The 25768-nt window shown below is 74.2% G+C and carries 18 protein-coding genes and 1 tRNA gene; 11 read left to right on the forward strand and 8 right to left on the reverse strand.

The window, feature by feature from the left end:
- Positions 1–41: 41 nt before the first annotated feature.
- Together PS271_RS00990 and PS271_RS00995 are read left to right on the forward strand one after the other, a co-directional pair.
- The gene (locus PS271_RS00990; protein WP_398379190.1) at positions 42–3860 is read left to right on the forward strand and encodes an amino acid adenylation domain-containing protein; all 3819 of its coding nucleotides are present in this window, start codon (positions 42–44) and stop codon (positions 3858–3860) included.
- A complete protein-coding gene (locus tag PS271_RS00995; protein WP_398379192.1) occupies positions 3857–6514 on the forward strand; it encodes a condensation domain-containing protein in 2658 nt (885 codons plus the stop codon). The genes PS271_RS00990 and PS271_RS00995 overlap by 4 nt, the downstream gene beginning before the upstream one ends.
- Before the next feature lie 162 nt (positions 6515–6676).
- On the opposite strand, the gene PS271_RS01000 is transcribed toward PS271_RS00995, so the two are convergent.
- On the reverse strand, positions 6677–7423 hold the full coding sequence (locus tag PS271_RS01000) for an SDR family oxidoreductase (protein ID WP_398379194.1): 747 nt from the start codon (positions 7421–7423) through the stop codon (positions 6677–6679).
- A 71-nt stretch (positions 7424–7494) separates the two neighbouring features.
- Here PS271_RS01000 and PS271_RS01005 point away from each other — a divergent pair, with 71 nt between their 5' ends.
- The 3 genes from PS271_RS01005 to PS271_RS01015 all read left to right on the forward strand — a co-directional run bounded on the left by PS271_RS01005 (position 7495) and on the right by PS271_RS01015 (position 10446).
- On the forward strand, positions 7495–8421 hold the full coding sequence (locus PS271_RS01005; RefSeq protein WP_398379196.1) for a LysR family transcriptional regulator: 927 nt from the start codon (positions 7495–7497) through the stop codon (positions 8419–8421).
- 167 nt (positions 8422–8588) lie between these two features.
- Positions 8589–9017 carry a hypothetical protein gene (locus tag PS271_RS01010; protein ID WP_398379198.1) on the forward strand — a complete coding sequence of 143 codons (429 nt, stop codon included), beginning with the start codon at positions 8589–8591 and terminating at the stop codon, positions 9015–9017.
- 88 nt (positions 9018–9105) lie between these two features.
- Entirely contained in the window at positions 9106–10446 is a 1341-nt protein-coding gene (locus PS271_RS01015; protein WP_398379200.1) for a SpoIIE family protein phosphatase, read from the forward strand.
- A gap of 23 nt (positions 10447–10469) precedes the next feature.
- Here PS271_RS01015 and PS271_RS01020 read toward each other — a convergent pair whose 3' ends face one another.
- The 3 genes from PS271_RS01020 to PS271_RS01030 all read right to left on the reverse strand — a co-directional run bounded on the left by PS271_RS01020 (position 10470) and on the right by PS271_RS01030 (position 14840).
- Positions 10470–13823 (reverse strand): NACHT domain-containing protein, encoded by a 3354-nt coding sequence (locus PS271_RS01020; RefSeq protein WP_398379202.1) that lies wholly within the window; start codon positions 13821–13823, stop codon positions 10470–10472.
- 74 nt (positions 13824–13897) lie between these two features.
- The gene (locus tag PS271_RS01025) at positions 13898–14662 is read right to left on the reverse strand and encodes an AfsR/SARP family transcriptional regulator (protein WP_398379205.1); all 765 of its coding nucleotides are present in this window, start codon (positions 14660–14662) and stop codon (positions 13898–13900) included.
- A gap of 104 nt (positions 14663–14766) precedes the next feature.
- Positions 14767–14840: transfer RNA gene (locus PS271_RS01030), tRNA-Lys, on the reverse strand.
- Between the two features lie 147 nt (positions 14841–14987).
- On the opposite strand from PS271_RS01030, the gene PS271_RS01035 reads away from it, so the two are divergent.
- The 3 genes from PS271_RS01035 to PS271_RS01045 all read left to right on the forward strand — a co-directional run bounded on the left by PS271_RS01035 (position 14988) and on the right by PS271_RS01045 (position 16918).
- The gene (locus PS271_RS01035) at positions 14988–15407 is read left to right on the forward strand and encodes a DUF7144 family membrane protein (protein ID WP_398379207.1); all 420 of its coding nucleotides are present in this window, start codon (positions 14988–14990) and stop codon (positions 15405–15407) included.
- Between the two features lie 120 nt (positions 15408–15527).
- Complete coding sequence (locus PS271_RS01040) at positions 15528–15860, forward strand: hypothetical protein (protein WP_398379208.1); 333 nt, start codon at positions 15528–15530, stop codon at positions 15858–15860.
- Between the two features lie 65 nt (positions 15861–15925).
- A complete protein-coding gene (locus PS271_RS01045) occupies positions 15926–16918 on the forward strand; it encodes a MurR/RpiR family transcriptional regulator (protein WP_398379210.1) in 993 nt (330 codons plus the stop codon).
- 256 nt (positions 16919–17174) lie between these two features.
- On the opposite strand, the gene PS271_RS01050 is transcribed toward PS271_RS01045, so the two are convergent.
- Positions 17175–18191, reverse strand: a complete 1017-nt coding sequence (locus PS271_RS01050; protein WP_398379212.1) for an Lrp/AsnC family transcriptional regulator — start codon at positions 18189–18191, stop codon at positions 17175–17177.
- 124 nt (positions 18192–18315) lie between these two features.
- Here PS271_RS01050 and PS271_RS01055 point away from each other — a divergent pair, with 124 nt between their 5' ends.
- Positions 18316–19872, forward strand: coding sequence for an MFS transporter (locus PS271_RS01055; RefSeq protein ID WP_398379214.1), 1557 nt, complete (start codon positions 18316–18318; stop codon positions 19870–19872).
- A 114-nt stretch (positions 19873–19986) separates the two neighbouring features.
- Here the strand turns inward: PS271_RS01055 and PS271_RS01060 are convergent, their stop codons facing one another.
- Positions 19987–20826, reverse strand: a complete 840-nt coding sequence (locus tag PS271_RS01060) for a hypothetical protein (RefSeq protein WP_398379216.1) — start codon at positions 20824–20826, stop codon at positions 19987–19989.
- Between the two features lie 67 nt (positions 20827–20893).
- Between PS271_RS01060 and PS271_RS01065 the strand changes: the two genes are divergently transcribed.
- A complete protein-coding gene (locus tag PS271_RS01065) occupies positions 20894–21619 on the forward strand; it encodes a VC0807 family protein (protein ID WP_398379218.1) in 726 nt (241 codons plus the stop codon).
- A gap of 47 nt (positions 21620–21666) precedes the next feature.
- Here PS271_RS01065 and PS271_RS01070 read toward each other — a convergent pair whose 3' ends face one another.
- Positions 21667–22377: an esterase/lipase family protein gene (locus tag PS271_RS01070; RefSeq protein WP_398379220.1), complete on the reverse strand. Its 711-nt coding sequence runs from the start codon at positions 22375–22377 to the stop codon at positions 21667–21669.
- A 243-nt stretch (positions 22378–22620) separates the two neighbouring features.
- Here PS271_RS01070 and PS271_RS01075 point away from each other — a divergent pair, with 243 nt between their 5' ends.
- Positions 22621–24342, forward strand: coding sequence for a helix-turn-helix transcriptional regulator (locus PS271_RS01075; protein ID WP_398379222.1), 1722 nt, complete (start codon positions 22621–22623; stop codon positions 24340–24342).
- A gap of 62 nt (positions 24343–24404) precedes the next feature.
- Here the strand turns inward: PS271_RS01075 and PS271_RS01080 are convergent, their stop codons facing one another.
- Positions 24405–25646 (reverse strand): alpha/beta hydrolase, encoded by a 1242-nt coding sequence (locus PS271_RS01080; RefSeq protein WP_398379224.1) that lies wholly within the window; start codon positions 25644–25646, stop codon positions 24405–24407.
- Positions 25647–25768 lie beyond the last annotated feature (122 nt).

Genomic DNA, 25768 nt, shown 5'->3' on the forward strand with positions numbered 1-25768 from the left:
CTCTCCTCCCCCTCTCCTTCCTACGTGATCACGGAGGAACCATGACTTCTTCACCTGTTGCCGCAGACCTGTCCATCGCCTACGGCGGCACCGCCACCGCGGAGGGCTGGGACGACGTCCTGGCCCGGTACGCGCACCACGTCTCCGCGGCCCCGGACGCGCCCGCCGTCGAAGACGGCGAACTCACCTGGACCTACGCCGAACTGGACGTCCTCGCCGGCCGGACGGCCGACGCGCTGCGCGACCGGGTGCGGCCCGGCGACCTCGTCGCCGTCTGCCTGGACCGCTCCGCCGCCCTCGTCGCCACGGCCGTCGCCGTGGCCCGGCTCGGCGCCGTCTACCTCCCGCTCGGGCCGCGCCCCGGCGAGCGGCGGCTGGCCGCGGTGGCGGACGGGCTGCGCGTCGCCTGCTTGATCGGCGCGCCGGACGCGCTGCCCGAGGCGTACGCGGGCGCCGAGCGGCTGTCGCTGCCACTGCCCGCCGAGGGCGCCAACGCGCGCGGCGGGGCCGTCGCGGCATTCCCCGCCGCCGCCCCGGGCGCCGGGCGGCCCGCCGTTCCCGGCGGCACGTTCTACGCGGTGCTCACCTCCGGCTCGACCGGCGTGCCCAAGGCCGTCGCGGTGCCGGGCACGGCGCTCGCCGCCCGGCTGCGCTGGTACGCGGCGCGCACCGACGCCCGGCCCGGCGACCGGCACAGCCTGCTGGTCGGCGTCTCCTTCGACCCGCACGTCCTGGAGCTGTGGGCCGCCCTGACCTCCGGCGCGGCCCTCGCCGTCCCCCCGGACGACGTGCGCTGGGACCCCGAGGTGCTCACCGCGTGGTGGCGGCGGGCGGGCGTGAACGTGGCCATCCTGCCCACGCCCCTGGCCGAGATCGTCCTCGAACGCCCCTGGCCGGACCTGCCGGCGCTGCGTCACCTCAGCATCGGCGGCGACCGGCTGCGCCGCCGGCCCGGGCCGGACGTCACCGCCCGCGTGGACAACGCGTACGGGCCGGCCGAGGCCACGGTCGTGGCGACCGCCCACGGCCTCCTCGGCTCCGGCGACGGCTCCGGCGGCGACGCGCCCGGCACTCCCCCGCCGATCGGCACGCCCGCCGACGGCACCGTCGTGTGCGTCACCGGCCCGGACGGGCACGTCGTGCCGCGCGGCGAGCCGGGCGAGCTGCGGATCGGCGGCGCGGGCCTCGCGACCGGCTACCTGGACGAGGCCCTCACCGCCCGCCGCTTCGTCGCCCCGCCGCCGGAGCTGGCCGGCGGCACTGAGCGCGTGTACCGCACCGGGGACCGGGTGCGGATGCGGCCGGACGGCGTCCTGGAGTTCCTCGGCCGCTTGGACGACCAGGTGAAGGTGCGCGGCGCGCGCATCGAACCGGCCGAGGCGGAGGCCGCGTTCGAGGACGATCCGCGTGTCCTGCGTGCCGTCGTCGCGGCGGAGTCCTCGGCCGGGGGCGACGTCCGGCTGATCGCCTTCGTCCGGCTCGCGCCGGATGCGGGCGCCGTGCCGGCGGCGGAGCTGCTGGAGGCGGTCCGCGGCCGGCTGCCCGAGCAGGCGGTGCCGTCGGCGCTGCGCTACGTGGAGACGTTCCCGCTGGACGCCAACGGCAAGGTGGACCGGGCGGGACTGCTGGCGACGGCGCCCGGCCCCGCGACGGCAGGCGCGGGTGCGGGGACGGACACAGAGCGCACCGTGGTCGAGCTGTGCCGCGGCCTCCTCGGCCGCCCGGAGACCGGCCCCGGCGACAACTTCCTGGCCTCGGGCGGCGATTCCCTGACGGCGGCCCGGCTGCTGACCGCCCTGGAGGAACGCTTCGGAGTCCGCCTCCGGGCCCCTCAACTCCTGCGCCAGCCGGACCTGCGCAGCTTGGCGGCGCTGGTGGACTCCCGCCGGGAGAACGGCGCGGCGGTGACGGCGGGACGTGCCGACAAGGGCGCTTCCGCCGGCGTCCCGGCCTCGGCAGCGTACGCAGCCTCCCGCGAGGGACACACGCCGAAGGCGGCAAGCGCCCCTGAAGACACCGCCCTTCCCGCCGCCCCCGGCGGCGTCCTCGGGCGCATACTCGCCCACGCCGCCGCCGACCCCTCGGCCCTCGCCGTGACCGACGGCGAGCTCACCCTCACCTACGGGGAACTGGCCGCTGCCGCCCGCCGGCTGGCGGGCGCGCTGCAAGCCCGCGGCGTCGGGCGCGGCACGCCGGTGGGACTGCTGCTGCCGCATTCCGTGGGCGTCGTCGTGGCGAAGGTGGCCGTCTGGTGGGCCGGCGGTCACTACGTACCGCTGGACGCCGCGTACCCGCGCACCCGTACCGAGGCGATGCTCACCGACGCCGGCGTCTCCCTCGTCGTCGGCGAGAAGGACCTGCTCGAAGCCGCCGGCATACCGGCCGTCCGGACGCTCGCCCTGACCGCGGGCGGGCTCGCCGGCTGCTGCGGCCCCGACGCCGCAGAGGGCGACCTGCCGGAGCCGCCCGCCCACGACCCCGGCGCGACGGCGTACGTGATGTACACCTCCGGCTCGACCGGCCGCCCGAAGGGCGTGGCGATCACCCACCGGGGCGTCGCGGGACTGACCGCCGACCCGGACTTCCTGACGGTCACCCCGCGGGACCGGGTGCTGTTCCACTCGGCGCTGACCTTCGACGGCTCGCCGTTCGAACTGTGGGTGGCCCTGGCCAACGGCGCGGCCGTGGCCGTCTCCACCGCGGGACGGCAGTCGCTGGAGAGCCTGGCGCGGGACGTGGAACGGCTGGGTGCCACCGTGGCGTTCCTGACGACGGCGCTCTTCCACCACCTGGCGGCGCGCCGCTCGCAGGTCTTCTCCGTCCTGCGCTCGGTGGTCGTCGGCGGCGAGGCCCTGTCGGCGCGGCACGCGCGCGCCGTCCTGCGCGCCCACCCGTGGCTGGAGCTGGTCAACGGCTACGGGCCGACCGAGACGACGTCGTTCGCCACGGCCCACCGCGTACGGGACGACGCCGACTGTGACGCCCCGCCACCGATCGGGCGCCCCTTGGCCGGGGCGACGGCGCACGTCCTGGACGAGCACGGCGAGGCGGTGCCCCCGGGCACCCGCGGCGAGCTGTGGGTGGGCGGCCCCCGCCTCGCGGCGGGCTACCTCGGCCAGGAGGCCCTGACGGAGGAGCGCTTCGTCACGCACCCCTCGGCGGGGCGGCTGTACCGCACGGGCGATGTCGTATCGGCGCGCCCGGACGGGACGCTGGACTTCCACGGCCGCGTGGACGACCAGGTCAAGGTCCGCGGCTTCCGGATCGAGCCGGGCGAGATCGAGCACGCCCTGCGTGACCACCCGCGCGTGGCGGACGCCGCCGTGACCGTCGTACGGGCCGGCGAGGACGACGCGCGCCTGGTCGCCTTCGTCGTGCCCGACGGCGACGGGCAGCCCGCCGTGGCGGCCCTGCGCGACCACCTGGCCGGGCGGCTGCCGGCGCACCTGCTGCCCAACGCGTGGTCCGTGGTCGACGCGCTGCCGCTGACGAGCAACGGAAAGGTGGACCGCCGGGCGCTCGCCGCGCGGCCGGTGCCCGGTCTGCCGCGGTCCGCGGGCGCGCCCGGGCCCGTACGCCGTGAGCTGACGCCGCTTCAGCGGGCGGTCGCGGACGCCTGGAGCCGGGCGCTGGAGTGCGAGGTCGGCGACCCGGACGCCGACTTCCTGGACCTGGGCGGGCATTCGCTGCTCGCGCTGGGCGTCGTGGACGACCTGCGCGAGGACCTCGGCGTGGAGCTGACGCTGGCCGCGTTCTTCGCGGCGCCCACGGTGGCGGGACAGGCGGCCCTCATCGAGGAGGCGCTGGCGGAGACGTACGGCGTGGAGCCGGACGCCGAGCGGAACGGAGCGGGGCAGTGAGCAGCGGTACGGCTTCGGAGGTCGCCCGGCAGGAGGCGCTGCTGCGGCTTGCCCGCCGCCGCAGCGCGGACGCCCGGGCGGCCCGCAGGCAGGAGCGTCCGGCGCCTGCCGCGGACGGCGACGGCACCGCGCCGCTGTCCCACGCCCAGCACCGGATGTGGCTGATGGAGCGCCTGGGGCAGGGCGGCACGGTCTACAACGTGCCGTTCGCGACCCGGGTGCGCGGCCCCTTCGACGCGGAGGCGTTCGGCCGGGCCCTCACCGGCCTGGTGCGCCGCCACGAGGTGCTGCGGACGCGCTACGGGCAGCGGGACGGCGAGCCGTATCAGGAGGTGACGGCGGCGCGGCGGGTTCCGGTCCGTACGGTGGACGCCGCCGCCGGGGACGCCGCGCGCAAGGTGCTCGGCGAGGAGGCGGCCCGCGGTTTCGACCTCGCGACCGGCCCTGCGCTGCGGGCTTTGCACGTCCGGCACGCCGACAACGACCACACGCTCATGCTGACGTTCCATCACATTGCTGTGGACGGCGGTTCCCTGGACGTGATCGCCCGCGAGCTCGGCGACCGCTACCGCGCGGAGCTGGAGGGGCGCGCCGCGGAACCGGAGCACGCCGCGCCGCGGTACGCGGACTTCGCCCGGCGGGAGCGGGCCGGTTCGGACGCGCTCGACGAGGGCCTCGCGTACTGGACCGCGCAGTTGGCGGGCGCCCGCCCGGTTCCCCTGCCCCGCGACGGCGCGGAGCCCGGCGCCCGGGGCGAGGCGCGGGTGCTGTCCGTGCCGCTGGAGCCCGGCGCGGTCGAGGGGCTGCGGGCGGCGGGCCGTGCCCACCGGGCGACGCTGTTCACGGTCGTGCTGTCCGCGGCGTTCGCGGCGCTCCGGGAGGCGACCGGCGAGGACGACCTCGTCATCGGCTGCGCCAGCAGCCACCGCGACACGGCGGGCGCGCGCGACTTGGTGGGCCTGTGCGTGAACACCCTCCCGGTCCGGCCCGGACTCGCCGGAGCCGCGGACACGGGCGCGCTGCTCGCGCGCGTGCGGGACGCGCTCCTGGAGGCGCAGCGCCACCGCCACGTCCCGTTCGACCTCATGGTCGAACGCCTCGGCGCCACGGCCGCCCGCGATGCCGGCGGCAACCCCTTGGTGGGCGTCACGGCGGACGTCCTGTCCCCGCCCCCCGGCCTGCGGCTGGCCGGGGCGGACTGCGAGCCCGTCGACGTCGAACTGAACGGCGCCAAGTTCGGCCTGGGCCTCTACCTGGAAGAGGGCACGGCCGGCAGCGCGCCGCGCTGCCTGGTCCGCTACGACCGCGCCGGCCTGGGCGAACGCACGGCCGGCCGCCTGCTGTCCGCCTTCGCGGAGACGCTGAGGTCGCTGGCGGCGGGCGAGAGCCGCCCGCTGCGTACGGGTGGCGGGCGGCGCCCGGCGCCGGAGGGGGCCGGTGAACCGGACGAGGCCGGTGGGCCCGCGCACCTCCCCGCCTCCGCCACCGCCGTCGTGGAGGTCTTCGCCGAGCTGCTCGGCGAGCGGCCGGGCCCCGACGGGGACTTCTTCCTGCTCGGTGGGCACTCCCTGCTCGCCGTCCGGGTCGCCGAGCGGCTCCGGGAGCGGCTGCGGGTGCCGCTGACGGGGCTCGACGTCCTGGAGCAGCGCACCCCGCGCGCACTGGGGGCACTGCTGGAGGAACAGGAACGGACACGGACGCAAGCGCGGCAGCGCCCGGCGACCCGTACGTCCCCCGGGGCCGCGCGGCCCTCCGCCACCCGCACTGTCCTCGTGACGGGCGGCACCGGCGGCGTCGGGGCGTTCGTGCTGCAAGAGCTGGCGGCCCGCGGCCGGCAGGTCCGGGCGCTCGTACGGCCCGAGTCGGCACACTTGGTGGCAGCCGACGGGGTGGAGGTGGCCGAGGGCGACCTGGCCGACGCGGACAGCCTGCGCGCGGCGGTCACGGACGACGTGACCGCGATCATCCACGCGGCCTGCACGTTCACCTCACCGGAGGTGGACGTCGCGGCGATGCGCGCCCTGCTGGCCGGCTGGCGGCGCGGCTCGTTCGTCTTCGTGAGCAGCGTGGACGCGTACGGGCGGCCGTCGGTGGCCGACGTCGCCGAGGACACCGCGCCGGAGGAGCCGCTCACGGCGTACGGGCGGGCGAAGCTCGACTGCGAGCGGATGCTGTGGGAGGCGGCGGGCACGGCGGGCCGGGGCGGGGCCGCCGCGGTCCGCGCCCCGATCGTGTGGGGCCCGCACGCCCGGCTGCGCGACCAGCTGCGCTGGGGTGCGACGGGCGCGCTCTACCAGGCGGCCCGCGCCGGAGAGCCGGTCGTCCTGCCGGCGGCGGGCGCCGCCCCCGCCTCGGGCGACCCGTGGTGCGGCGTGCCCTGGATCCACGCCGCGGCCCTGGCCCGGACCCTGGTGACGTGCGCCGAACGGCCCCCGCACGGCACGGTCAACGCCATCGGCGGCCACGTCGGCTGGGAGGAGTTCGCCGCCGAGCTGATCCGGCTCCTCGGCAGCCCCAGCACCCTCGTCCCCGGCGGAGCCGCGCCCGGCCTCCTGCACCGCCACCGCTACCGCGCCGAGGCCCTGGCCGAGGAACTGGTGGCGCGCCCGGGCGAGGACTGGCGCTCGGCGATCGCCGCCATGCTGGCGCTCTGACCCGCGCGCACCCCGGAAAACCGTCGGGCCACCAGGACATCGTCCTGGTGGCCCGACGGTATTACGTGCACCCACCGTGAAGAACGACGAAGCCCGCCGGACGTCACGCCCTCAATCCGGACAACCGCCCGCCGAAGGCCGCCCGAGGCACGGTCCTGGACGTCACGCGGCCTGGGCCGTGGCCGCCAGGACCAGTTCGCGGACGGTGACCCGCTGGGGCTGCTGGTACGCGTAGCCGATCGCCGTCGCCACGTCCTCGGGGGCGAGCACCTCGATGGAGTCCTTGAACGCCTGGTAGTCGGCCTTCACGGCCTCGTCGGTGGTGTGCGAGAGCAGTTCGGTCTCGACGGCTCCCGGGGCGATGGTGACGACGCGCACCCCGTGGCCCGCGACCTCTTCGCGCAGGCTCTCGGAGATGCCGTGCACCGCGAACTTGCTGCCGCTGTACACCGTGTGGTTGGCGTAGGTCCTGCGGCCCGCGACCGAGCTGACGTTGATCACCGTGCCGCGCCCGCGCTCGATCATGCCGGGCAGGACCACCCGTATCCCGTTCAGCAGACCCCGCACATTGACGTCGAACATCCGCTCCCACTCATCGGCGGGCTGCCGGGCGACCTCGCCGAGCAGCATCACGCCCGCGTTGTTGACGATCAGATCGGCGGGGCCGTACTGCGCCTCGGCCTCCGCCACGGCGGCGGCCATCCCCTTGGCGTCGGTCACGTCGACGGAGCGGGCGAGGGTGCCGGGAAGGGCCAGCGCCTCGATCCGCTCGACCCTGCGGGCCAGCAGGAGCAGGGGGTGGCCGAGGGCGGAGAGGGTCCGGGCGGTGGCGGCGCCTATGCCGGAACTCGCTCCGGTGATGACGGCGAGGGGGCGGGGGGCGGTGGGTGCGGTGTTCGTGGTGGTCATGTCGTTCAGCTTCGGGGGTTCCGCGGGGACGAACAACGACGGAGTCCGGAGCGATTGATAACTTCAGGGTTATGGAACGCCGTGACCTTGAGATCTTCCTGACGCTCGCCGACGAGCTGCACTTCGGGCGCACCGCCGAACGGCTGCACGTCTCCCAGGCCCGGGTCAGCCAGACCATCAAGCAGCTGGAGCGGCGGATCGGTGCCGCGCTCTTCGAACGGACCAGCAGGCGCGTGGAGTTGACGCCGATCGGGCAGCGACTCCTCGACGACGTACGCCCCGGCTACCAGCTGATCAAGGACGGTGTCGCCCGTGCCGTCGCCGCCGGGCGCGGTCTGGCCGAGCCGCTGCGCGTCGGGTTCACCAGTCCCCTCTCCGGCGAACTGGTGCTCTTCGCCGCCTCCGCGTACCGCGCGAACCACCCGGAAGCCGGCGAGGTCGCCCTGCACGAGGCTCCGCTCTCCGACCCCTTCCGGCTGCTCCGCGAGGGTGAACTCGACCTGCTGCTCGCCCAGTTCCCCGTCGTGGAGACCGACCTGTCCACCGGGCCCGTCCTCATCTCCGACCGCCGTGTCCTCACCGTTTCCACCCGGCACCCCTTCGCGCGCCGCCCCTCGGTGAGCCTCGACGACCTCGCCAGGGACAAGGTGCTCAGCCTCTCGGGGCCCGTACCGGACTACTGGCTCGACGCCCTGCTGCCCCGCACCACCCCCGGCGGTCTCCCCGTCGAGCGCGGCGAGGAAGCCGCCACCCGGCAGGAGCTCCTCGCGCTCGTGGGCGCGGGGCGGGGTGTGCATCCGGCGCCCGCGCACGAGGCCCGGTACTACGCCCGCCCCAACATCGCGTACGTCCCCTTCGCCGACGCCCCGCCGCTGGAGTACGGCCTGGTCTGGCGCGCGGCGGCGGAGACCGGCCGTGTCCGCGCCTTCGCCGACGCGGCAGCCGAGGTGGTACGGAAGCAGGGCGGGCCCGGGGACGTGTGCGGCGAGTGCCGGTGAAATCCGGCGCCGCAGCCGGCGGTGCGCCGCGCCCCGGGCGTGGCCTGAAACCGATGCTGGACGGCGGGGACTTCACGTAGCATCCGTGATCTCGCATGACATGCGAACAAACGTTGCAGCGCTCGGTTCAGTCAGGCTCCGCTGCGCTCCAGGGGGAAGGAAACTCCATGACGTCGTCCCGCTTCGCGCGTCGCCTCGCCGGTGCCGCGGCCGCCGCGCTCGTGATCGGTGCGGGTGCGCTCGCCACCGCTCCGTCCGCTGCCGCCAAGGCCAATCTTCTGACGATCGGGAAGGTGGCGCTCCACGACCCCGGCCTCCAGGTGGACGTCACGTACTCGTGCGACCCGGGCATGAACCACCAGCTGGTGGCCAACGCGGCCAAGCTGAGCACGAACGACCACGACGAGTCCGTCGCCGCCGGGACGATCAAGGTCGACAAGCTCACCTGCGACTACGCGAGCCACTCCGCCCGGATGGCCCTGCGCGCCGCCGTCGGCTCGCACTTCGCGAAGGGGGACCGGGTGAAGGTCACGGTCTTCTACTTCGACGACGAGGGGTTCAGCTACGCCCGCCAGGAGACCGTCGCGGCGCTGTGACCCGGGCGGGGAACCGGGTGCGGCCGACACGGGACAGACATACGAGTATTGGCCACGCTCCGGACGCCGAGTCACTAGCCTGTGCCCGGTGGCAGCAAGCGAGACAGATCATGACGGCCGTCCCCCGCGCAGCCCTGCCCGCAGGCGGCCGAGCCTGCACGCGGACCTCGACCGGCTCGGGGATCAGCTGGCCGAGTTCGCCCGCGCCCAGGAGCGGATGCGGGGCTTATTGGAGGCCATACTCACGATCAGCGGGGAGCTGGAGCTCCCCGTGGTGCTCCGCCGCATCGTGACGACGGCGATGGAGCTCGTGGGCGCGCGCTACGGCGCCCTCGGCGTGCTGGACGAGGAGGGCACCAAGCTCGCCGAGTTCATCCCCGTGGGCCTGCACGGCGAGGAGGAGGAACGGCTGACCGGGGTGGCGCTCCCCCACGGCGAGGGCCTCCTCGGACTGCTCATCACCGACCCCCGTCCGCTGCGCGTGGACAGCATCGCCGACCACCCGCAGGCCGCTCAGTTCCCGCCGGGGCACCCGCCGATGCGTTCGCTGCTCGGCGTCGCCATCACCGTACGGGGCAGGATCTACGGCAACCTCTACCTCGCCGACCGGCAGGGCGGCGGCTCCTTCGACGGCGACGACGAGTCCGTGGTGGTCGCGCTGGCCGGCGCGGCCGGTGTCGCCATCGAGAACGCCCGCCTCTACGGCCGCGTCCGCTCCGGCGCGGAGCAGTTCCAGCGGCTGCTCCTGCCGAGCCTGCCCGACCTCTCCCCCTTCGACGCCTGGGCGGTGTACCAGCCCGCGGCGGACCCGGCGCTGCTGGGCGGCGACTGGTACGACGCGATGGTGCTGCCCGACGACACCCGCGTGATGATCGTCGGGGACGTGCTCGGCCACGACGTGCGGGCGGCCGCCACCATGGCCCAGATCCGCAACATGCTGCGCGCCCTCGCCTACGACTCGGACGCCCTGCCCAGCGAGCTGCTGAGCCGCCTGGACCGCACCCTGGAGGCGGTCGCCGAGCCGACGATGGCGACCGCCTGCCTGGTCCGCCTCGTGCCCCGGGGGAACGCGTGGTCCCTGGTCTGGAGCAGCGCGGGGCATCCGCCGCCCCTGGTGGTGACCGCGGACGGCACGACGCGCTTCCTCGACGCGGAGCCCGACGTGCCGATCGGCGTCGACGCCCGGTTCGCGCGCCACGACCACCGCTACACGCTGCCCGCGGGGGCGACGGTCCTGATGTTCACCGACGGGCTGGTGGAGCACCCGGGCCACGGTCTGGACGAGGGCCTGCACGCCATCGCCGAGGTCGCCGCGGCCCACGCGGGGGCTCCGCTCGACGTGCTCGGCCGGGCCGTCGCCGAGGCCCGCCCCAGCGACGGGCACGACGACCTGGCCCTGCTCGTCCTGCGGGCCCCGGAGGCGGAGTGAGCCGTGGCGGTCGAGGACGGCCCTCAGGAGGAGGGGGTTCGTGACCGGTCCGCCATGGCTCCCCAGAACTCGCGCAGTTCACGGGCCGTCATGGCCTGCCACGGCGCCTTCTTGCGCGTCCAGGACAAGGGGTTGAAGTAGCTCCTCCAGCGATAGCGGCGCAGGAGCGCCTGCTGTTGCCGGCAGAAGACCTCGCGCACTTCGGCCCGCGGCTGCACGCCCATGGCGGGGTAGGGGCACAGCTCGAAGGGGCAGTCGCGGCAGGCGCTTTCCGAGCGGCAGGCGCTTCCCGGTGTCGCGTCCCCGGCCATGCCCACGGTCCGCCCGGGCCGGAGCGTACGCCGGTGCTTGGCGAGACACGGCGGCAGGTCGGTGCGGTCCGCCCTCTCCAGGCACGCCTCCAGTTCGTCCGGCTGCTGCGAGTCCCGTTCGGTGAGGTTGCGCAGCAGGAAGACGTCGGCGAGCAGTTGCTGGGCGCGCGGGTGCAGGTTGCTCCAGCCCACCGACGGCGGAATCCAGAGGCGGTGCTTGCGATGGACCCGGGGATCGGCGGAGGACGATCCGATGGTGTTCATGACGCCGATCTCGTCGATCCAGACGAATCGCTCGGGGTCGCCGCTCTCCAGGGCGAAGACGGCGAGGCTCGCCGCCTCGGCGACGAACGGGTGCACGCGGTCGCCCTTACGGGTCCGGTCCCCCGGGTGCAGGGCCCGCGGGTCCTGTTTGCTGCCCGCCAGAGCCAGCCAGCGCTTGACCGCCTTCGTCGGATCGGTCTTCCGCGCCGGCCGGCCGCTTCCGGAATCGCCGTGGGGGGCTCCTTCCGTGGGGTCGGGGAGCTCCCACAGGCACAGGGCCTGGATGAGCGTCATCTGCGAGTACCAGTAGCGGGCCTGGGCCAGCATGATCTCTGCTTGGGCGACCAGGAACTCCCGCGCTTCCTCATTGTTCTGCGGGTGCCGGCGTCTCCGGTTGGCCGCGCTGATGAACCCCTGGGCCAGGGCGATCTCCAGTGAGATGGGCAGGTCCGCCCCGTGCGGGCGGTCGTGCTCCGGCTGCAGGTGGCGGAGCCAGAGCTGGAGCCTCTCCTTCGCCTGTTCCCTGTGCTTCCTGCTCACCGATCCGACCACCATCGGCACGAGCCAGGCCCGCATGACGAACTTCCGCCAGATCCGCAGCCGCTGCTCGTCCCCTGCCGCGGCGGCCTCCTTGGCCTGCTTCTCGTAGGCGTCGCCCAGCACACCAGCCCGCCTGACGAGGTTCTCGCGGGTCCAGCGCTCCGCGTTCAACTGTTCGCGGAGTTCCTTCTCGTACTGCCGCCAGGGGTCGTCCCTGCCGTGTTCGTCATCCCGGGGCAGGGGGAACATGGCCCGCAGGGCATCGAAGGCCTCGTCCCCGCCGGCGCCGATCTCCTGGGCGACGGCCAGCCTGATCTGATACGAGGGCTCGACGGTGGCGATGGTGAAGAACTGCTCGTAGGCCGGGCACGCGACCGCCCTCAGGACTTCCCCGAACCGGTGCACCAGGCGTTCCTTCGCCTCTTCGATCGTCCTGCGGTCGCCGGCCGTGATGTCCGCCCACCGCTCGCGAAGCGTCTCGGCGATGCGACCGTGGTGGGCGGCTCCCGCAGCCCTGTCGATGTCGAGGGCGACGGCGTACATGTCGAGGGCCTTGGGGTCCTTGCGGGCACCGGCCGCTTTGATGAGTTGCTCGACGACGGGCTCCTGCGGACCGGGTTGCCGCGACCGGGAGTCCAGGCCCAGCCCTATGAGGAGTTCGCGGCCGGGGCCCGCCTCCTTGCCCAGGGCATCGGCCAGGAGCGCGCACTCCTTGGCGTCGAGGTATGCGGAACCCAGGTACGCCTGGAGGACGCTGTGCTGGAAACGGACCTTCTCCCCCCGGGTCTCGATCAGACCCAGCTGCTCTCCCTGCGTCACGCACAGCGCCATGAGCTCGCGCTGCCTCTGCTTGTCGATGCTGCCGCTGCGGCATCCCTCGCCGAGCCGTTCCATGAGCCGGTTCAGCACGTCCGGCTGCCTCCTCAGATCACCGATCCGGACCTCCAGCTGATCGCGCAGCAGTCCGATCCCGGCCAGCGCGGAGACGAGTTCGATGACCTTTTCGCGGTCCCCCGGGGCCAGCGCCACTTCGCCGCGGAGGCGCCCGGTGACCAGCGCCTCCCGCCATTCGTCGAGCAGGCGCCGCTGCGTCGCCGTCCGGTCGCCGCCGCACGGGTCCAGCACCGCCCAGCGCTCGGCGTCCGTCACGGCTTCGCGCGGGGGGTGCTCCCGCAGCTCCCGCGCGATCCGCAGGTACAGCGGGGACTCGGCCGCACCCGCCGCTTCGGCGACGCGGTCCATGCGGAGGCAGTCGTGGTCCGGCCGGTCCTCCCGCAGGTACTCCAGCGCCGCCTCTTCGCTCAGCGGCTCCAGGTCGACGACCGCGGCCCGGGTGTGCTCCAGCGGCGCGTGGGGGCGGGAGGCGATGACGAGGGGAAGCCCCTGCTGCTCCGCCCGCTCGATCGCCCGGCGGATGAGGACGTCCCGCTGCTTCTGCTTCCTGCCGTCGGCGAAGGTCTCCTCCAGGCCGTCGGCGAGGACGACGGCCTTGTCGTCCATGCACAGCTGGCGCCACACCCTCTCGCTGTGCCGGTCGGAGAGCACATTGCGGTCCGCCATCTCCCCGAAGCGCTTCATGGCCGCTTCACGGAAGTCGAGCCGTCCCGCGTCCATGTCGACGTCCCGCAGTCTGATCGGGACGGGGACGGCCCCCTTCTCGGCGAGCATCCGGGTGAGCTGCACGAGGACCGTCGTCTTCCCGGCTCCCACGCCGCCCACGAGCAGGTACGGACGCCTGGTGCGCTTGTCCCGCAGCGCCCGGGCGATGACCCGGCACATCTCCCGGCGCCCGACGACCTCCGCGATGGCCGGTCCGGCCGTCGGCACCATGCCGCGCGGGTCCTTCCTGGCAGCCCGGACGAGAGTCCTGCGCACCGCGCCGTAGGTCGCGTAGAAGAAGACGATCGTGGCGAGACTGAGGCTCAGGAACGGGGTGAGGAATCCGTAGACCACGGTGCAGCCGGTGCCGGTCGCCCGGCACCACTTCTCTATGGGAGAGGCCCGGCTCGCGAGGAGCGCGTAGACACCGAAGCCGACGTAAGCCAGGAGGATCAGGGTGCCGAGGTAGGGGAGGAACCGCTTGGGTGACCCCCTCGTCCACCACCGCTGGGCCGGTGCGACCTTGCTCCGGGCCGCCAGCCGGACCCGCACCGAACGGACGCGGCGGCCCACGGCATCGGCCGCGCGGGACAACACCCGCCGCGGCCGGACCAGGAGCGGAGCCCTCCGGGGTGCGACCTTGCCTTGAGGATGCTTGATCACGTAACTCATGGACGTCAACCCGTGCTCGTCAGCCCGTCGCGTCGCATCGCTCCTTCATCATGACCACCTCGCCGTCACCGCCACGTGACCGCCGCGTGATGCCCGTCGACGCGGGGCGCGGCCGGACGGAGGCCGGCCACCAGGCCGAGCAGGCCGGGTGTCGGGCTCAGGCCGAGCTCACTGCGCAGGAGCGCCTGGTAGCTCCGGAAGGCGCGGAGCGCCTCGGACTGGTTGCCCTCGGCGAGGTGGGCCTTGATGAGGGCCGCATGGGCGCTCTCCCGCAGCGGCTCGGCGCGCACGGCAGCGCCGGCGGCCGACACCGCGTGGGCGTAACGCCGTGCCCCGGCGAAGTGCTGCGCGAGCGCTTCGAGGGCGTGCAGCCGCAGTTGCCGCCACTCCTCCGCTTCGCGGAGCGCCCAGTCGTCGCACCAGCCCGGCAGGAGGTCCTGCGAGAGACCGTCGATCTCCCCGGTGCCCAGGCTCCTCGTTTCCGTGGCGTCCAGCAGCTCCCGGGCGAGGGCGCGGAGCTCGTGCAAGTCGACCGTCACGCCCTCGGCGAGGGCGAGCTCAGCGGGGCCGATGGCGAGGGCCCGGCAGCAGCCCGCGCCGCGCAGCCGGGCGAGCGCCGAGCGCAGCGACGCGTGGGCCCGGGCCTCGGACGCGCCGGGCCAGAGGTTCTCCGCGACGTCACTCCGCGCGACCGGTCCGGAGCGAAGGGCGACGTAGGCCAGCAGGCGTTCGGAGCCTGCGGGAATCCGCACGCAACCGCCGGCTCCGGTGAGGCGGAATCCGCCGAGCAGGGCCATGCGGAGGGTGGCGCCTTCCTCTGATGACGGCACTTTCCCATCGTGCGGTGGGCGTCCGGGGGTGTCGAATCGAGGACCCGGGGAGTGCCGAACCGAAAAAAGCCCCCGCCGAACACGTCAGCAGGGGCCTTTCCTTGTGCGCCGCCAGGGACTCGAACCCCGGACCCGCTGATTAAGAGTCAGCTGCTCTAACCAACTGAGCTAGCGGCGCGCGACATGAATATTACATGACTTCCGGGGGCGCGCCGCCCGGCCTCATGGGTGGCAGAAGAGGCCGGGAAGGGAAACGATGGACGTGAGGGCCGGCCCGCCATGCGGATCGCCGTGCGGGCCGGCGTACGGGCAAGGGAGGTCGCCCATGTCATCCACCCTCCATCCGCAATCCGAGAAGTCCCGGGCCGCCGCCGGTGGCCTGACGCTCTTCGCGGCTGTGATGATGCTGGTCGTGGGGTTCATGAATCTCTTCCGGGGAATCATGGCCATCGTCCACGACAAGGTCTTCGTCACCACCCCGGACTACGTCTTCAAATTCAGCCTGGCGGGCTGGGGATGGGTCCACCTGTTCCTCGGCATCGCGGCGCTCATGGTGGGCGTCGGGCTGTTCCGGGTGAGCCTGTGGGCCAGGATCCTCGGCGTGGCCGTCGCGGCCCTGCTGCTGCTCGCCAGTTTCCTGTCCATTCCCTATTACCCGCTGTGGTCGGTCGTCGTCATCGCGTTGTGCGCCTTCGTCATCTGGGGACTGTGCGTGGTCCGGCCCGAGGACTCCCCCGGCTCGTAACGGAATTCCGCGGCTCGTAGCGGGGTGACCATGCCCGGCCGGCGTCGTTCACCGGGTGAAGACGTTCCGGGCATTCCCGGGAATTCTCCCGCAGTCAGCAGCCGAGTCGAAGGATCAGTGATGCGCTTCTTCCGTCCCGCACTCGCCACCACCGTGGTCGTGGTCGCCGCCGGATGCACCCTCGCCCTGGCCGTGCCCGCGAGCGCCGCCGGCACCGCAAGGGGCTGGTTCGCCTGGGTGGGACCCAAGGGCGCACCCTTCTTCATCGAGAACCCGCCGGACGGCCGGTGCCTCACGATGAGCCAGGAGTCCCAGGGGGCGCACAACGCCACGGCGCTCCCGGCGACGGTGTACCCGCAGAAGGAGTGCAAGGGCACGCCGCTCCGCCTCGCGCCGGGCAGCCACGCACCCCGGAACGCCCCCTTCGCGAGCGTGAAGTTCGGTTCGCACTGACGAACGGGCCCCGTCGCGCCCATCCGCTATGTTGAGCGGAAGCGGTACGGGAAGGAGGCGCACCGGTGCCATCAGGGCAGCAGGCACGCTCGCAAGCGTCCCAGCAGGTACGCGCCCAGGCGTCGCAGCAGGCCCGCGCGCAGGCGTCCGCGATCACGCCGGGCCGCCCGGGAAAGCCCGGCGACGAGCGGCCACCGGCGGCGGAGGCGCCCCCTGCGGACAGGGTCCGGGCCCTGTTCGGCGCTCACCGGCTGTCTCCGGGCCAGCGGCGCATCGCGCAGTACATCACCGACCACCTCACCGAGGCCGCGTTCCTGTCGATCACGGACCTCGCGGAGCGGGTCGGCGTGAGCCAGCCGTCGGTGACCCGCTTCGCGGCCTCCGTGGGCTTCAGCGGATACCCCGCCCTGCGGGAGGCGCTGCAGCCCATCGCGCTGAGCGCGGTCGCGGGCGTGCCCGGCGCGCGCGAGGAGGACCGCCGCAACGAATTGCAGGCGGCCGTGGACGCCGAGATCACCAACCTGGAGAGCCTGCGCCGCTCCTTCACGGACACCGACCGGGTGCTGGAGGTCGGCCGCGATCTCGCCCGCTCCGTCCCGCTGACCATCCTCGGCCTGCGGATCTCCGTCTCGCTGGCGGAGTACTTCGCCTACGCGGCCAAGCGGATCCACCCGGACGTGCGGCTGGTCTCCCGCGGCGGCAGCGTCGCCTACGACGCCCTGCTCCAGTCCCGGGAGGCGGGCGGCACGTGGGTGCTCGCGTTCGCGATGCCGCGGCACTCCAAGGAGATGCTCGCGGCGATGCGGGCCGCGCGCCGCACGGGGCTGCGCGTCGCACTGATCACGGACACGGGCCTGGGCCCCCTGGCCGGGGAGGCCGACGTGACGCTCACGGCCGGCACCGGGTCACGGCTCGTCTTCGACTCGTACGCGGCGCCCGGGATCCTGTCGGCGGCGCTCCTCCAGGCCATGGCCGACGCCGACCCGGAGCGCACGCAGCTGCGGCTGGAGAAGTACGAGCAGGCGGCCGAGCAGCACGACTTCTTCCTCGACGACTGACCCGCGACGACCACGAAGACCGCCTCTCGGGCGAATGAAAATTTTCATACCCTTGCTTACTGGGCAGTAAATATATTTACTTCGTGTGGCACCCGGGCCTGCAGCGCTCGCGACGGCGAGCACCCGGGGCGCTAGTGGCGAACACCAGGGACGAGACCCTCCTCATCGGCCCTGCGCGTTCCATTCGGGTGCTCCGCTCCCCTCGGACACCCCCGGCGGTCCCGGTCTACCCCTGGACCGGGGCCGCCGGAAACACTCACGTGGCGTCGTAGAGCCTGCTGCCGTCGCTCAGCAGCCCCGCCCGCTTCACCTGCCGGAGCACCGGAAGGACCTCCAGCCGGTGCACGGCCGTCAGCGCGCCGATGCCCTCGGTCATGTACCGGTACAGGTCGCGCTGATCGCGGCAGAGCACCGTGGCGGCGAGGTTGGCCGCGCCGGTCACGGCCGCGGCGAACGGCACCTGCGGGTGCCCGGCCAGCGCCCGCCCGACCGCCGCCAGCTCGCTCGGCGCGACCGTGGCGGAGATCCCCGCCTCGATCCCGTAGCCGAGGTGGACGGAGTGGACCTCGACGTCGAAGGAGAGCGCGCCGCTCCCGCGCAAGTACTCGATGCGCCGCCGGACCGTGGACTCCGACCGGCCCGCCGCCGCGGCCAGCTCGGGGTAGCCCGCCCTGCCGTCCCGGGCGAGCACGGCCAGCATCGCGTGGTCGGCGTCGTCGAGCCGGACGACGTCCTCGGCCTCCCCGCCCTCCCCGTCCGCCGGCACCGACGCCGGCGTCAGCTCCGCGATCTGCTCCGGCGTCAGCCCGTCCCGGGCGAACCAGCGGACCCCGCCCGCGGTGTACTCGTGCAGCATGGTCTGCGCCGTGACGCCCGTGACCTGCTGGGTGCGCGGAAGCTTGCGGAGCAGGAGCGCCTCGTGGTCCTCACGCGTGCGCGAGCTGACGAGGCAGCCCACCTCCGTACCGCCCGAGAAGATCTTGACCCAGCCCGTGTCCGGACGGCGGGCCAGGGCATCGGCGATGGCCACGGCCGCTCCCGGGACGCACTGGATGCGCAGCCTGGACTCGTACAGGCCGACGCGCTCGCCCTCGGGCAGGCCGAGCACCCGGAGCAGCCCCGCGCCGCGCAGCCGCCGGTAGCGGCGGATCACCGTCTGGTCCGTGGTGCCGAGGACGGCGGCGATCCGGCTGAACGCGGCCCGGCCGTCGACCATCAGCGCCTGCACGAGCCGCCGGTCGAGAAGATCGAACAGTTGCTCCCTGTCGTTCATGGTTTCCATCATTCCACAGCGGCACATCATCAGATTCCGCCACCACCCCCGCCCTGGGTTCTGAGAAAAAGCCATCGGGTGCGACCTTCGGTCTCCTCGAACAAACCCTCTGGAGGTTGGGAAAATGCGAAAGTGGCTGCCGCTCGTCGCGGTGTGCCTGGGGACGTTCATGCTGCTCGTGGACGTGACGATCGTCGTCGTGGCGCTCCCCGACATGGCCGAGAGCCTGCGCACCTCGTTCGCGGACTTGCAGTGGGTGATGGACATCTACGCGCTCGCGCTCGCCGCGCTGCTGCTGGGCGTCGGTTCCCTCGCGGACCGGATCGGCCACCGGCAGGTGTACGTGGCGGGCCTCGTGCTCTTCGCCCTCGCCTCGCTGGCCTGTGGGCTGGCGACCGGCCCGCAGGCGCTGATCGTCTTCCGCGGCGTCCAGGGCATCGGCGGCGCCGCGATGCTCGCGACCACGACGGCCCTGATCAGCAGCATCTACCACGGCAGGGACCGCGGCGTGGCGTTCGGCGCGTGGGGCGCGGTCAGCGGGGCCGCCTCGGCGGCCGGCCCGATCATGGGCGGTCTGCTGACCGAGCACCTGGACTGGCGCTGGATCTTCTTCGTGAACCTGCCCATCAGCGTGCTGGCCATCGTGATGACGCTGCGGTTCGTCGCCGCGGCGCCGCCGCGCCGGGGCCGCGGCGTGGACCTGCCCGGCCTGGTGGCGTTCACCGTGGCGGCGGGCGCCGCGACGTACGCGCTGATCAAGGGCAACGACTACGGCTGGACGTCGGGCGCCACGCTCGGGCTCTTCGGGCTCGCCGCGGTCGCGCTGATCGCGTTCCTGCTGATCGAGACGCGCCGCGAGCAGCCGCTGCTGGACCTGTCGCTGTTCCGCGGGGCGTCGTTCTCGGGGCTCATGGTGGCCGCGGTGCTGCTGTCCGTCGCCGCGTTCTCGTACCTCGCCTACACCTCGCTGTGGCTGCAGTCCGTCCGCGGCATGGGGCCGGTCGCCGCGGGCCTCACGTGCCTGCCCATGAGTGCGGCGGCGTTCGTCGTCGCCTCGCTGGCCGGGCGCTTCCTGCACGACGTCTCGCCGCGCTGGACCATCGGCGCCGGGCTGCTGCTGATCGGCGCGGGCGCGTTCCTCCAGGCGATGGTGGACGCCGGCTCCACGTGGACCGCGCTCGTGCCGGGGCTCGCGGTGACCGGCATCGGCGTCGGCATCGCCACGCCCACGCTGGCGTCCGCGGCGATGGCCTCCGTCGCACCGGAGCGCGGCGGCATGGCCAGCGGCGCCGTCAACACCGCGCGCCAGCTCGGGAACGCCCTGGGCATCGCCGTCCTGGGCGTGGTCTTCCACGCCGGGCTGGCGGACTCGGTCCGCGACCACGGCGCGGGGGCCGTCGCCGACCCCTCCGCGACCGCCGACGCACTGGCGGGCGGCCAGGCCGGCGCGATCGTCGCCCACGCGGCGCCCGCGCAGCGGGAGCTGCTCGGGCAGCTCGTGCACGAGGCCTTCGCGGCCGGGCTGCGCCAGACGTTCCTCGTCTCCGGCGCGCTGGGAATCCTGGGCGGCCTGGTGGCCCTCGCCCTGGTCCGCCGCCCCGCGAAGCCGGCCGCACCCCGGCCGCCGCAGGCCGCTCAGGCCGCCGAGCCGGCCCCGGCGATGACGGCGAACCGCGGCTGATCCGGGGCTCCTGCGGGCCCCGTAACGGCCCACTACGGTCGGACGTCCACGCACACGACCGGCGTACGGGAACAGGCTTCCCGGACGCCGGTCGTGTGCGTCGTTCCGGGTCCGTTACTCCTCCCCGGCCACGACACCTTCCACGTACGCGATCACCGGCGGGCCGAAGTGCGCGTACGTCCGGCCGACCGCGGCCAGGAGGGCGGGCAGGGGCCAGTCGTCCGGGAGGAGTTCGGGGGGCAGGCCGGGCGGGGTCCTGAGGGTGTCCGTCAGGCTGCCGCCGAAGAGCCGCGCGTAGGCCGCGAGGGCGGCGGCGCTCGGCCCGGGCGGCACCGGTTGCTCGTCGACGGCGGCCACGAGGCGCGCGGTGTGCTCGCGGTAGCGGCGGTCCAGCTCGGCGAGCTCCCACGCGCGGTGGGCGACCTGGGCGGCGTCGGCGGTGGAGAGTTCGACGCGCCCGAAGTAGACGGTCCCCTCCTCAGGGGGCCCGCCGAGTTCGGCGAGCAGGTGGTCGCGGCGGTCGGCCGGCGAGATGAGGACACCGGGCTGCATGAGGCCGTAGCGGGCCAGGGAGGCGGCCCGGCGCAGCCGGTCGCGGTAGGCCCGTCGCGCTTCCGGCACGGTGTAGAAGACGGCGTGGAAGAAGCCGTCCCAGGGCGGGGGTTCGGGGCGGCCGTGGCGGACCTGGCGGAAGGACTCCAGGAAGGTGCCGGCGAGGTGGTAGTCGGCGCCGCGGCCGCGGGGGGACGCGGTGATGAGGCCGTCCCGGCGCATGCGGGCGATGAGGGAGCGGGCGGCGGCCGGGGTGAGGCCCACGTCCGTGAGCAGCTTCACCAGCGCGACGCCGGGCAGTTCCTCACGGCCCGCCACTCCGTAGAGGAAGGGCACCAAGGCGACGTTGGCTCCGCGCGAGACGCTTGCACCGCCCTGACGACCTGTTACGCTCTCGCTCACGATCGTGAGCATACGCGATACAGATCAAAAATGCATGTGGGTACCAAGAAAGATGAACGGGGCGGGGATGACGAACGCGGACGGCGCCGGTGAGAGCGGCAAGAGAAGCGGCGGCGGCAAGGCGCTGACGAACTGGGGGCCGGCGATCCTGTTCGGCGTGATCCTGCCGTTCGTCACCTACGGGATGCTCACCGACCACGGCGTCAGCCAGGTGAAAGCGCTGCTGCTGATCACGCTGTGGCCCGCCGTCGAGACGCTGCTGCACCTGGCGATCAGGCGCCGGGTCGACGAGTTCGGCATGATGATGCTGGCCCTGATGCTGCTCGGCGCGCTGAGCGCGGTGGCGTACAACAGCACCGAGCTGATGTTCATCAAGGAATCGGCGATCACGGGCCTGCTGGGCCTGGCCTTCCTGGGCAGCCTGGCGATGCGCCGGCCGGCGATGTTCTACCTGGGCCGCAAGTTCGGCACGGACGGCTCTCCCGAGGGCGTGGCCCGCTGGAACGGCCTGTGGGAGTACCCCGGCTTCCGCCGCGTGCAGTACCTGCTGACGTCGGTGTGGGGCGCCGGCTTCCTGCTGGAGGCGGCGATCCGCGTGGTGCTCACGTACGTGCTGCCGACCAAGGCCATGGTGCTGGTGAACAACCTGTTCCCGCTCGTGGTGGTGGCGGCGCTGGTCTGCTGGACGACGGTGATGGGCAAGCGCGGGCGGGCCCGGTCGGCCGCGGCGCAGGCCGCGCGGACGGCCGCGGAGGCGGCGGAGGACGCGCCCGTCGCGCGGAGCATGGCGTAAGCAGCGCCGGCCGTCGTGGCCGTGCTCAGCCACGACGGCCGGGGCGCTCAGGCCTTGAGGGCGGACGCCACCTGCGTCAGCAGTCCGACGTCGGTCAGGAATCCGAGGTGCGTCTCGCAGGGCACCAGCGTGTTGACCGCCCCCGCGAGCGGCGTGCTCATGAAGGGGTTGATCACGCCGTCGCACGGCGAGTACCAGGTGCGGTAGTCGACGGCGCCGGGCGTCTCGTCGCCCGACGCGAGTCTCTTCAGGAAGGCGGAGCCGGGCGACATCTCCTGGCAGGAGACGGACAGGACGGTGCAGAGCCCGGCGATGTACGTGCCGTGGTGGGGCGCGGCCAGCGAGGCCATGTGCTTGATGTCCGCGGTGCCGCCCAGCTCCTTCGCGTACCAGAGGGAGACCAGGCCGCCCATGGAGTGGTTCACGATGTCGACCTTGTCCGCCCCGGTGCCGGCCTTGACCTTCGCGACGAAGGCGGCGAGGCCCTGCGCGCTCGCCTCGTTCGAGGCGAAGAAGTCATAGGAGTAGGTGAAGAGGTCGCCGGGCCGGTACCCGGCGGCCAGGAACGCCGCGATCGCCGGGTCCCACGTCACGCCGCCGCTGAGGTAGCCGTGCACGAACACGACGGGCGTGCGGGCGGGCGCGGTTCGGGCGGAGACGGTTCCGGCGGGCGCCGCTTCGGCGGAGGCTGCCGGCCCCGCCGTCACGGTGGCGGCCACGGCCGCCGCCAGCGCCAGGGCGCTGATGATCCTTCGCATACGGTCCTCCCGGTGTTCCCGGTGTGAGTGGGGTGCGCAACGGATGCGGAGAGAGCGTGCAGCGCCGCCCGGGGGGTGCGCATCGGCGAAATCACCAGGGTGGTCGGAGCGTTTGCGGTGACCGGCCCTCCCAGCGGCCTACCCAACGGTTTTACTTACGGGTAACTTGCTGGCAACGCCCTGCACTTGCTCACGCTTCAGCCAGTCACGCCCCGCCCCGCCCCGCAACGAGGAGGAGCCCTCGTGCGCGATCCCCAGCCCGGCTCCCGCCGCACCGGCACGGCAGGCACAACCGGCGCGGCGGGCCGGACGCGGCGCCTGCACCTCCGGTGCGCCTCCGCGCTCGCGCGGGCCGCCGAGCGTACGGACGGCGAGCGCGCGGACGACGACGGTGCCCGCGCCCGGCGCCTGGCCGCGGCCGCGGACCACGCCCGGCGGGCCGGACTCCCCCGGCGCGCCGCGGCGTTGCACGCCCTCTCCCTCCGCCGGAAGGCCGTCTCCACCGCCCGTGGGCAGACCGAACTGGCCCGCGGCCTCCAGTCCTTGCGGGCGGGCGAGGTGATCAACGCGCGGGAAGCACTGCACCTCGCCGCCGCGCTGTACCGGCACGCGGACCGCCCCGACGACGAACTCACCGCGCTCCTGTACGCCGCGGAAGCGAGCTGGACGGCCGGTGACGGCGCGGGGTACGCGGGCGCGGCCCTGCGCATCGGCGGCCACGGTGCCGCGCCCGAGGCGGTGCGCGACTACTTCCGGGGCATCGCCGCCGCCCTGCGCTGCGATCACGCCCGGTCCGTCCCCGCGCTCCGGGCGGCGTCCCGCGGCGGCGCGGCCGCCGCCGACGGACACCCGGCCACGCCCGTCCTGGCCTGCCGCGCCGCCCTGATGCTGGGCGAGGTGCCGCAGGCGCGCGACCTCGCCGGCCGTGCCCTGGCCCGCGCGGCCGGAGGACAGCGGGCGTTGCCGGAGCTCCTCGGCCTGCTCGCGCTCGTCGAGCTCGTCGCCGACAACCACGTCCGCGCCGGGACCCTCGCCGAGCGCGGCCTCCAGGCCGCCGTCGCCGGCGGGCGCCACAACACCGCGGCCCAGCTGCACGGGTCGCTCGCCATGGCCGCGGCGGTACGCGGGGACGCCGCCGCCTGCCGCGACCACGCCCGGCGGGCGCTCGGCACGGCGCAGGCCCACGGCCTGATGGTCCCCGCCCTGCTGGCCACGTGGAGCCTGGGCCGGCTGGACCTCGCCCAGCAACGGCCGCGGGCGGCCGTCGAGCTGCTGCGCCCCCTGGTCCTCGGGGAGTCCGGGGTCCACCACTTCGCGTGGCGCCTGCGGGTGATCCCCTCCTTCGTGGAGGCCGTCGCCCTCGCCGTCGCCGAACTCCCCTCCCCGGCGCGGAAGCGGGCCTGCCGGCAGGCGCGGCTGATCCTGCGGACCCTGGAGGAGTGGGCGGAGGTGACCGGCGACCGGCCCTCCCGGGCCACGGCCCTGCACTGCCGGGCCGTGCTGGCGGCCACCGCGGCACCCGCCGCCGCGGACCCGTGCTTCGGCCGGGCCCTGGCGCTGGTGGAGCGCGTGGGCTCCGAGTTCGCCCAGGCCCGTACGAAGCTGGCGTACGGCATGGCGCTCCGGCGGCTGCGCCGGCCCGCCGACGCCCGCGCGCACCTGCGGGGCGCGATGCTGCTCTTCGAGGCGTGCGGGGCGGGGGTCTGGGCGGAGCGGGCCCGCGACGAGATGCGCGCGGCCGGGCAGGCCGAACCCGGCGACCGGCCCCGGCCCGCGGCCTCGCTCACCCCGCAGCAGCTGCGGGTGGCCCGGCACGTCGCGGAGGGCCGCACGAACCGCGAGGTCGCGGCCCTCCTCGCGGTCAGCCACCGGACCGTCGACCACCACTTGCGCAACGTCTTCGCCGCGCTCGGGATCCGCTCCCGCGTCGAGCTGGTCCACGCGCTGACGGCGCATCAGCCGTGAGCTGCGCGGCTCGCCGCTGCCTGCGCGCTGCCGTGCCCGCTCGGCTTCGTGCGCCGGTCAGCTCAGTGCGCCGGCAGGTGCCGGGCGAAGAACGCGCGCAGGTGGTGGCGCACGGCCGGTACCGAGACGGCCGGTGCGGCCGTGCCGACCATCTTCGCGCGGTCGGCCGCCGTGACCAGGCCGGCGGCCTGCAACTGCGGTACCAGGGCGGCGTAGTCGGTGAAGGCCCAGTGTGCGGCGTGGTCGAGTTGCCGGCGGCAGGCGCGTCCCCGGGAGTGGGCGAGCACGGCCGGCCACGAGTGCTCCAGGCCCTTGCGGTCCTGGAAGCCGTCCGTGCCCAGCAGGAGCAGCGGCCGGTCCGTGCCGTACCGGGCGACCGGGTACAGCTCGCCTTCCCCGCCGGGCGTCTCCGGCGCGCGGTCCAGGTAGCCCTCCAGATTGACCGCCGCGCCGATGCGCCGGTCCTGGTACATCGCCTGCGTCACGGCCGTACCGCCCGCCGAGTGCCCGTAGGCGCCGACGCTCCGCAGGTCCAGCGCCCGGCCGAGGTGTTCGGGCAGGGGGTGTCCTGCCGCGTCCGGGTTCCGCCCTGCGGCCAGTTCCTCCAGCCGGTCCAGGACGAACCGGAGGTCGGCGACCCGTGTGTCGATCAGCGTGCGGAAGAGGGCCGGGTCCGTCCTCGGGTCGTAGCGCAGGACCGTCGGGCGGACGGTGTCCCGGCCCGTCAGGGCTACGGGGAACTCCACTTCGCAGGCGTCGCCCGGGTGGTCGACGGTCACCACGACGTAGCCATGACCGGCCAGCTCCTCCGCGGCGCCGGTGCCCATGGTGCGCGGGTCGCCGCCTCCCGGGCTGTACAGCAGGACGGGCCGCCGGCGCGCGGCGTCCGCGGGGGCGCCCGTACGGGACTGGGTCATGGTGGCCGCCCAGTTCACGCCCGACGCCGGGAGCTCCGGGTGGCTCCTGCGGCCGTCCGCGCCGAAGTCCGCGGCGGCGCCCGCGGTCATCTGCGGTGCGCGGGGGCGGCCGCGTACGGTGCGGGCCGGGTAGAACACCGTGGCCATCACCTCGCGGACGGGGATCCGCGGCTCCAGCGGGTCGCGCCGCGAGCGGTCGACCAGGTAGAGGGCGACGGCCCCGGTGCGGTACGGGCCCGTAGGGGCCGGCAGGCGCAGGGTGACGCCGTCCGCGGTCGTCCGCGGTCGCGCCTGCGCGGTGGCAGGGGCACTGGTGAGAAGGGCTCCGGCGGTGGCGGCCAGGGCCGAGGTGACGACGGTCCGCCGAGCAGCTGGACGACGAAGCATGGGGCTCCCTTTGCAGGCGTGGTGATCTCGGTGCTTGTGCTCGTGGGCACGGCCTGCATGCTGGTTCCCGGCGGAGGCTGGGGTCGAAGGTTCAGGCTCTGCCCGAAACGATGGCGCCGTGC

Source organism: Streptomyces sp. SCA2-17 (assembly GCF_044336695.1).

What these genes read in the sequence shown, in the direction of transcription:
- PS271_RS01070 (WP_398379220.1), bottom strand. Translation starts at nt 22,377, where the DNA reads ATGCGAAGGATCATCAGCGCCCTGGCGCTGGCGGCGGCCGTGGCCGCC.
- PS271_RS01065 (WP_398379218.1), top strand. Translation starts at nt 20,894, where the DNA reads ATGACGAACGCGGACGGCGCCGGTGAGAGCGGCAAGAGAAGCGGCGGC.
- PS271_RS01040 (WP_398379208.1), top strand. Translation starts at nt 15,528, where the DNA reads ATGCGCTTCTTCCGTCCCGCACTCGCCACCACCGTGGTCGTGGTCGCC.
- PS271_RS00990 (WP_398379190.1), top strand. Translation starts at nt 42, where the DNA reads ATGACTTCTTCACCTGTTGCCGCAGACCTGTCCATCGCCTACGGCGGC.
- PS271_RS01080 (WP_398379224.1), bottom strand. Translation starts at nt 25,646, where the DNA reads ATGCTTCGTCGTCCAGCTGCTCGGCGGACCGTCGTCACCTCGGCCCTG.
- PS271_RS01055 (WP_398379214.1), top strand. Translation starts at nt 18,316, where the DNA reads ATGCGAAAGTGGCTGCCGCTCGTCGCGGTGTGCCTGGGGACGTTCATG.
- PS271_RS01035 (WP_398379207.1), top strand. Translation starts at nt 14,988, where the DNA reads ATGTCATCCACCCTCCATCCGCAATCCGAGAAGTCCCGGGCCGCCGCC.
- PS271_RS01050 (WP_398379212.1), bottom strand. Translation starts at nt 18,191, where the DNA reads ATGAACGACAGGGAGCAACTGTTCGATCTTCTCGACCGGCGGCTCGTG.
- PS271_RS01005 (WP_398379196.1), top strand. Translation starts at nt 7,495, where the DNA reads ATGGAACGCCGTGACCTTGAGATCTTCCTGACGCTCGCCGACGAGCTG.
- PS271_RS01010 (WP_398379198.1), top strand. Translation starts at nt 8,589, where the DNA reads ATGACGTCGTCCCGCTTCGCGCGTCGCCTCGCCGGTGCCGCGGCCGCC.
- PS271_RS01000 (WP_398379194.1), bottom strand. Translation starts at nt 7,423, where the DNA reads ATGACCACCACGAACACCGCACCCACCGCCCCCCGCCCCCTCGCCGTC.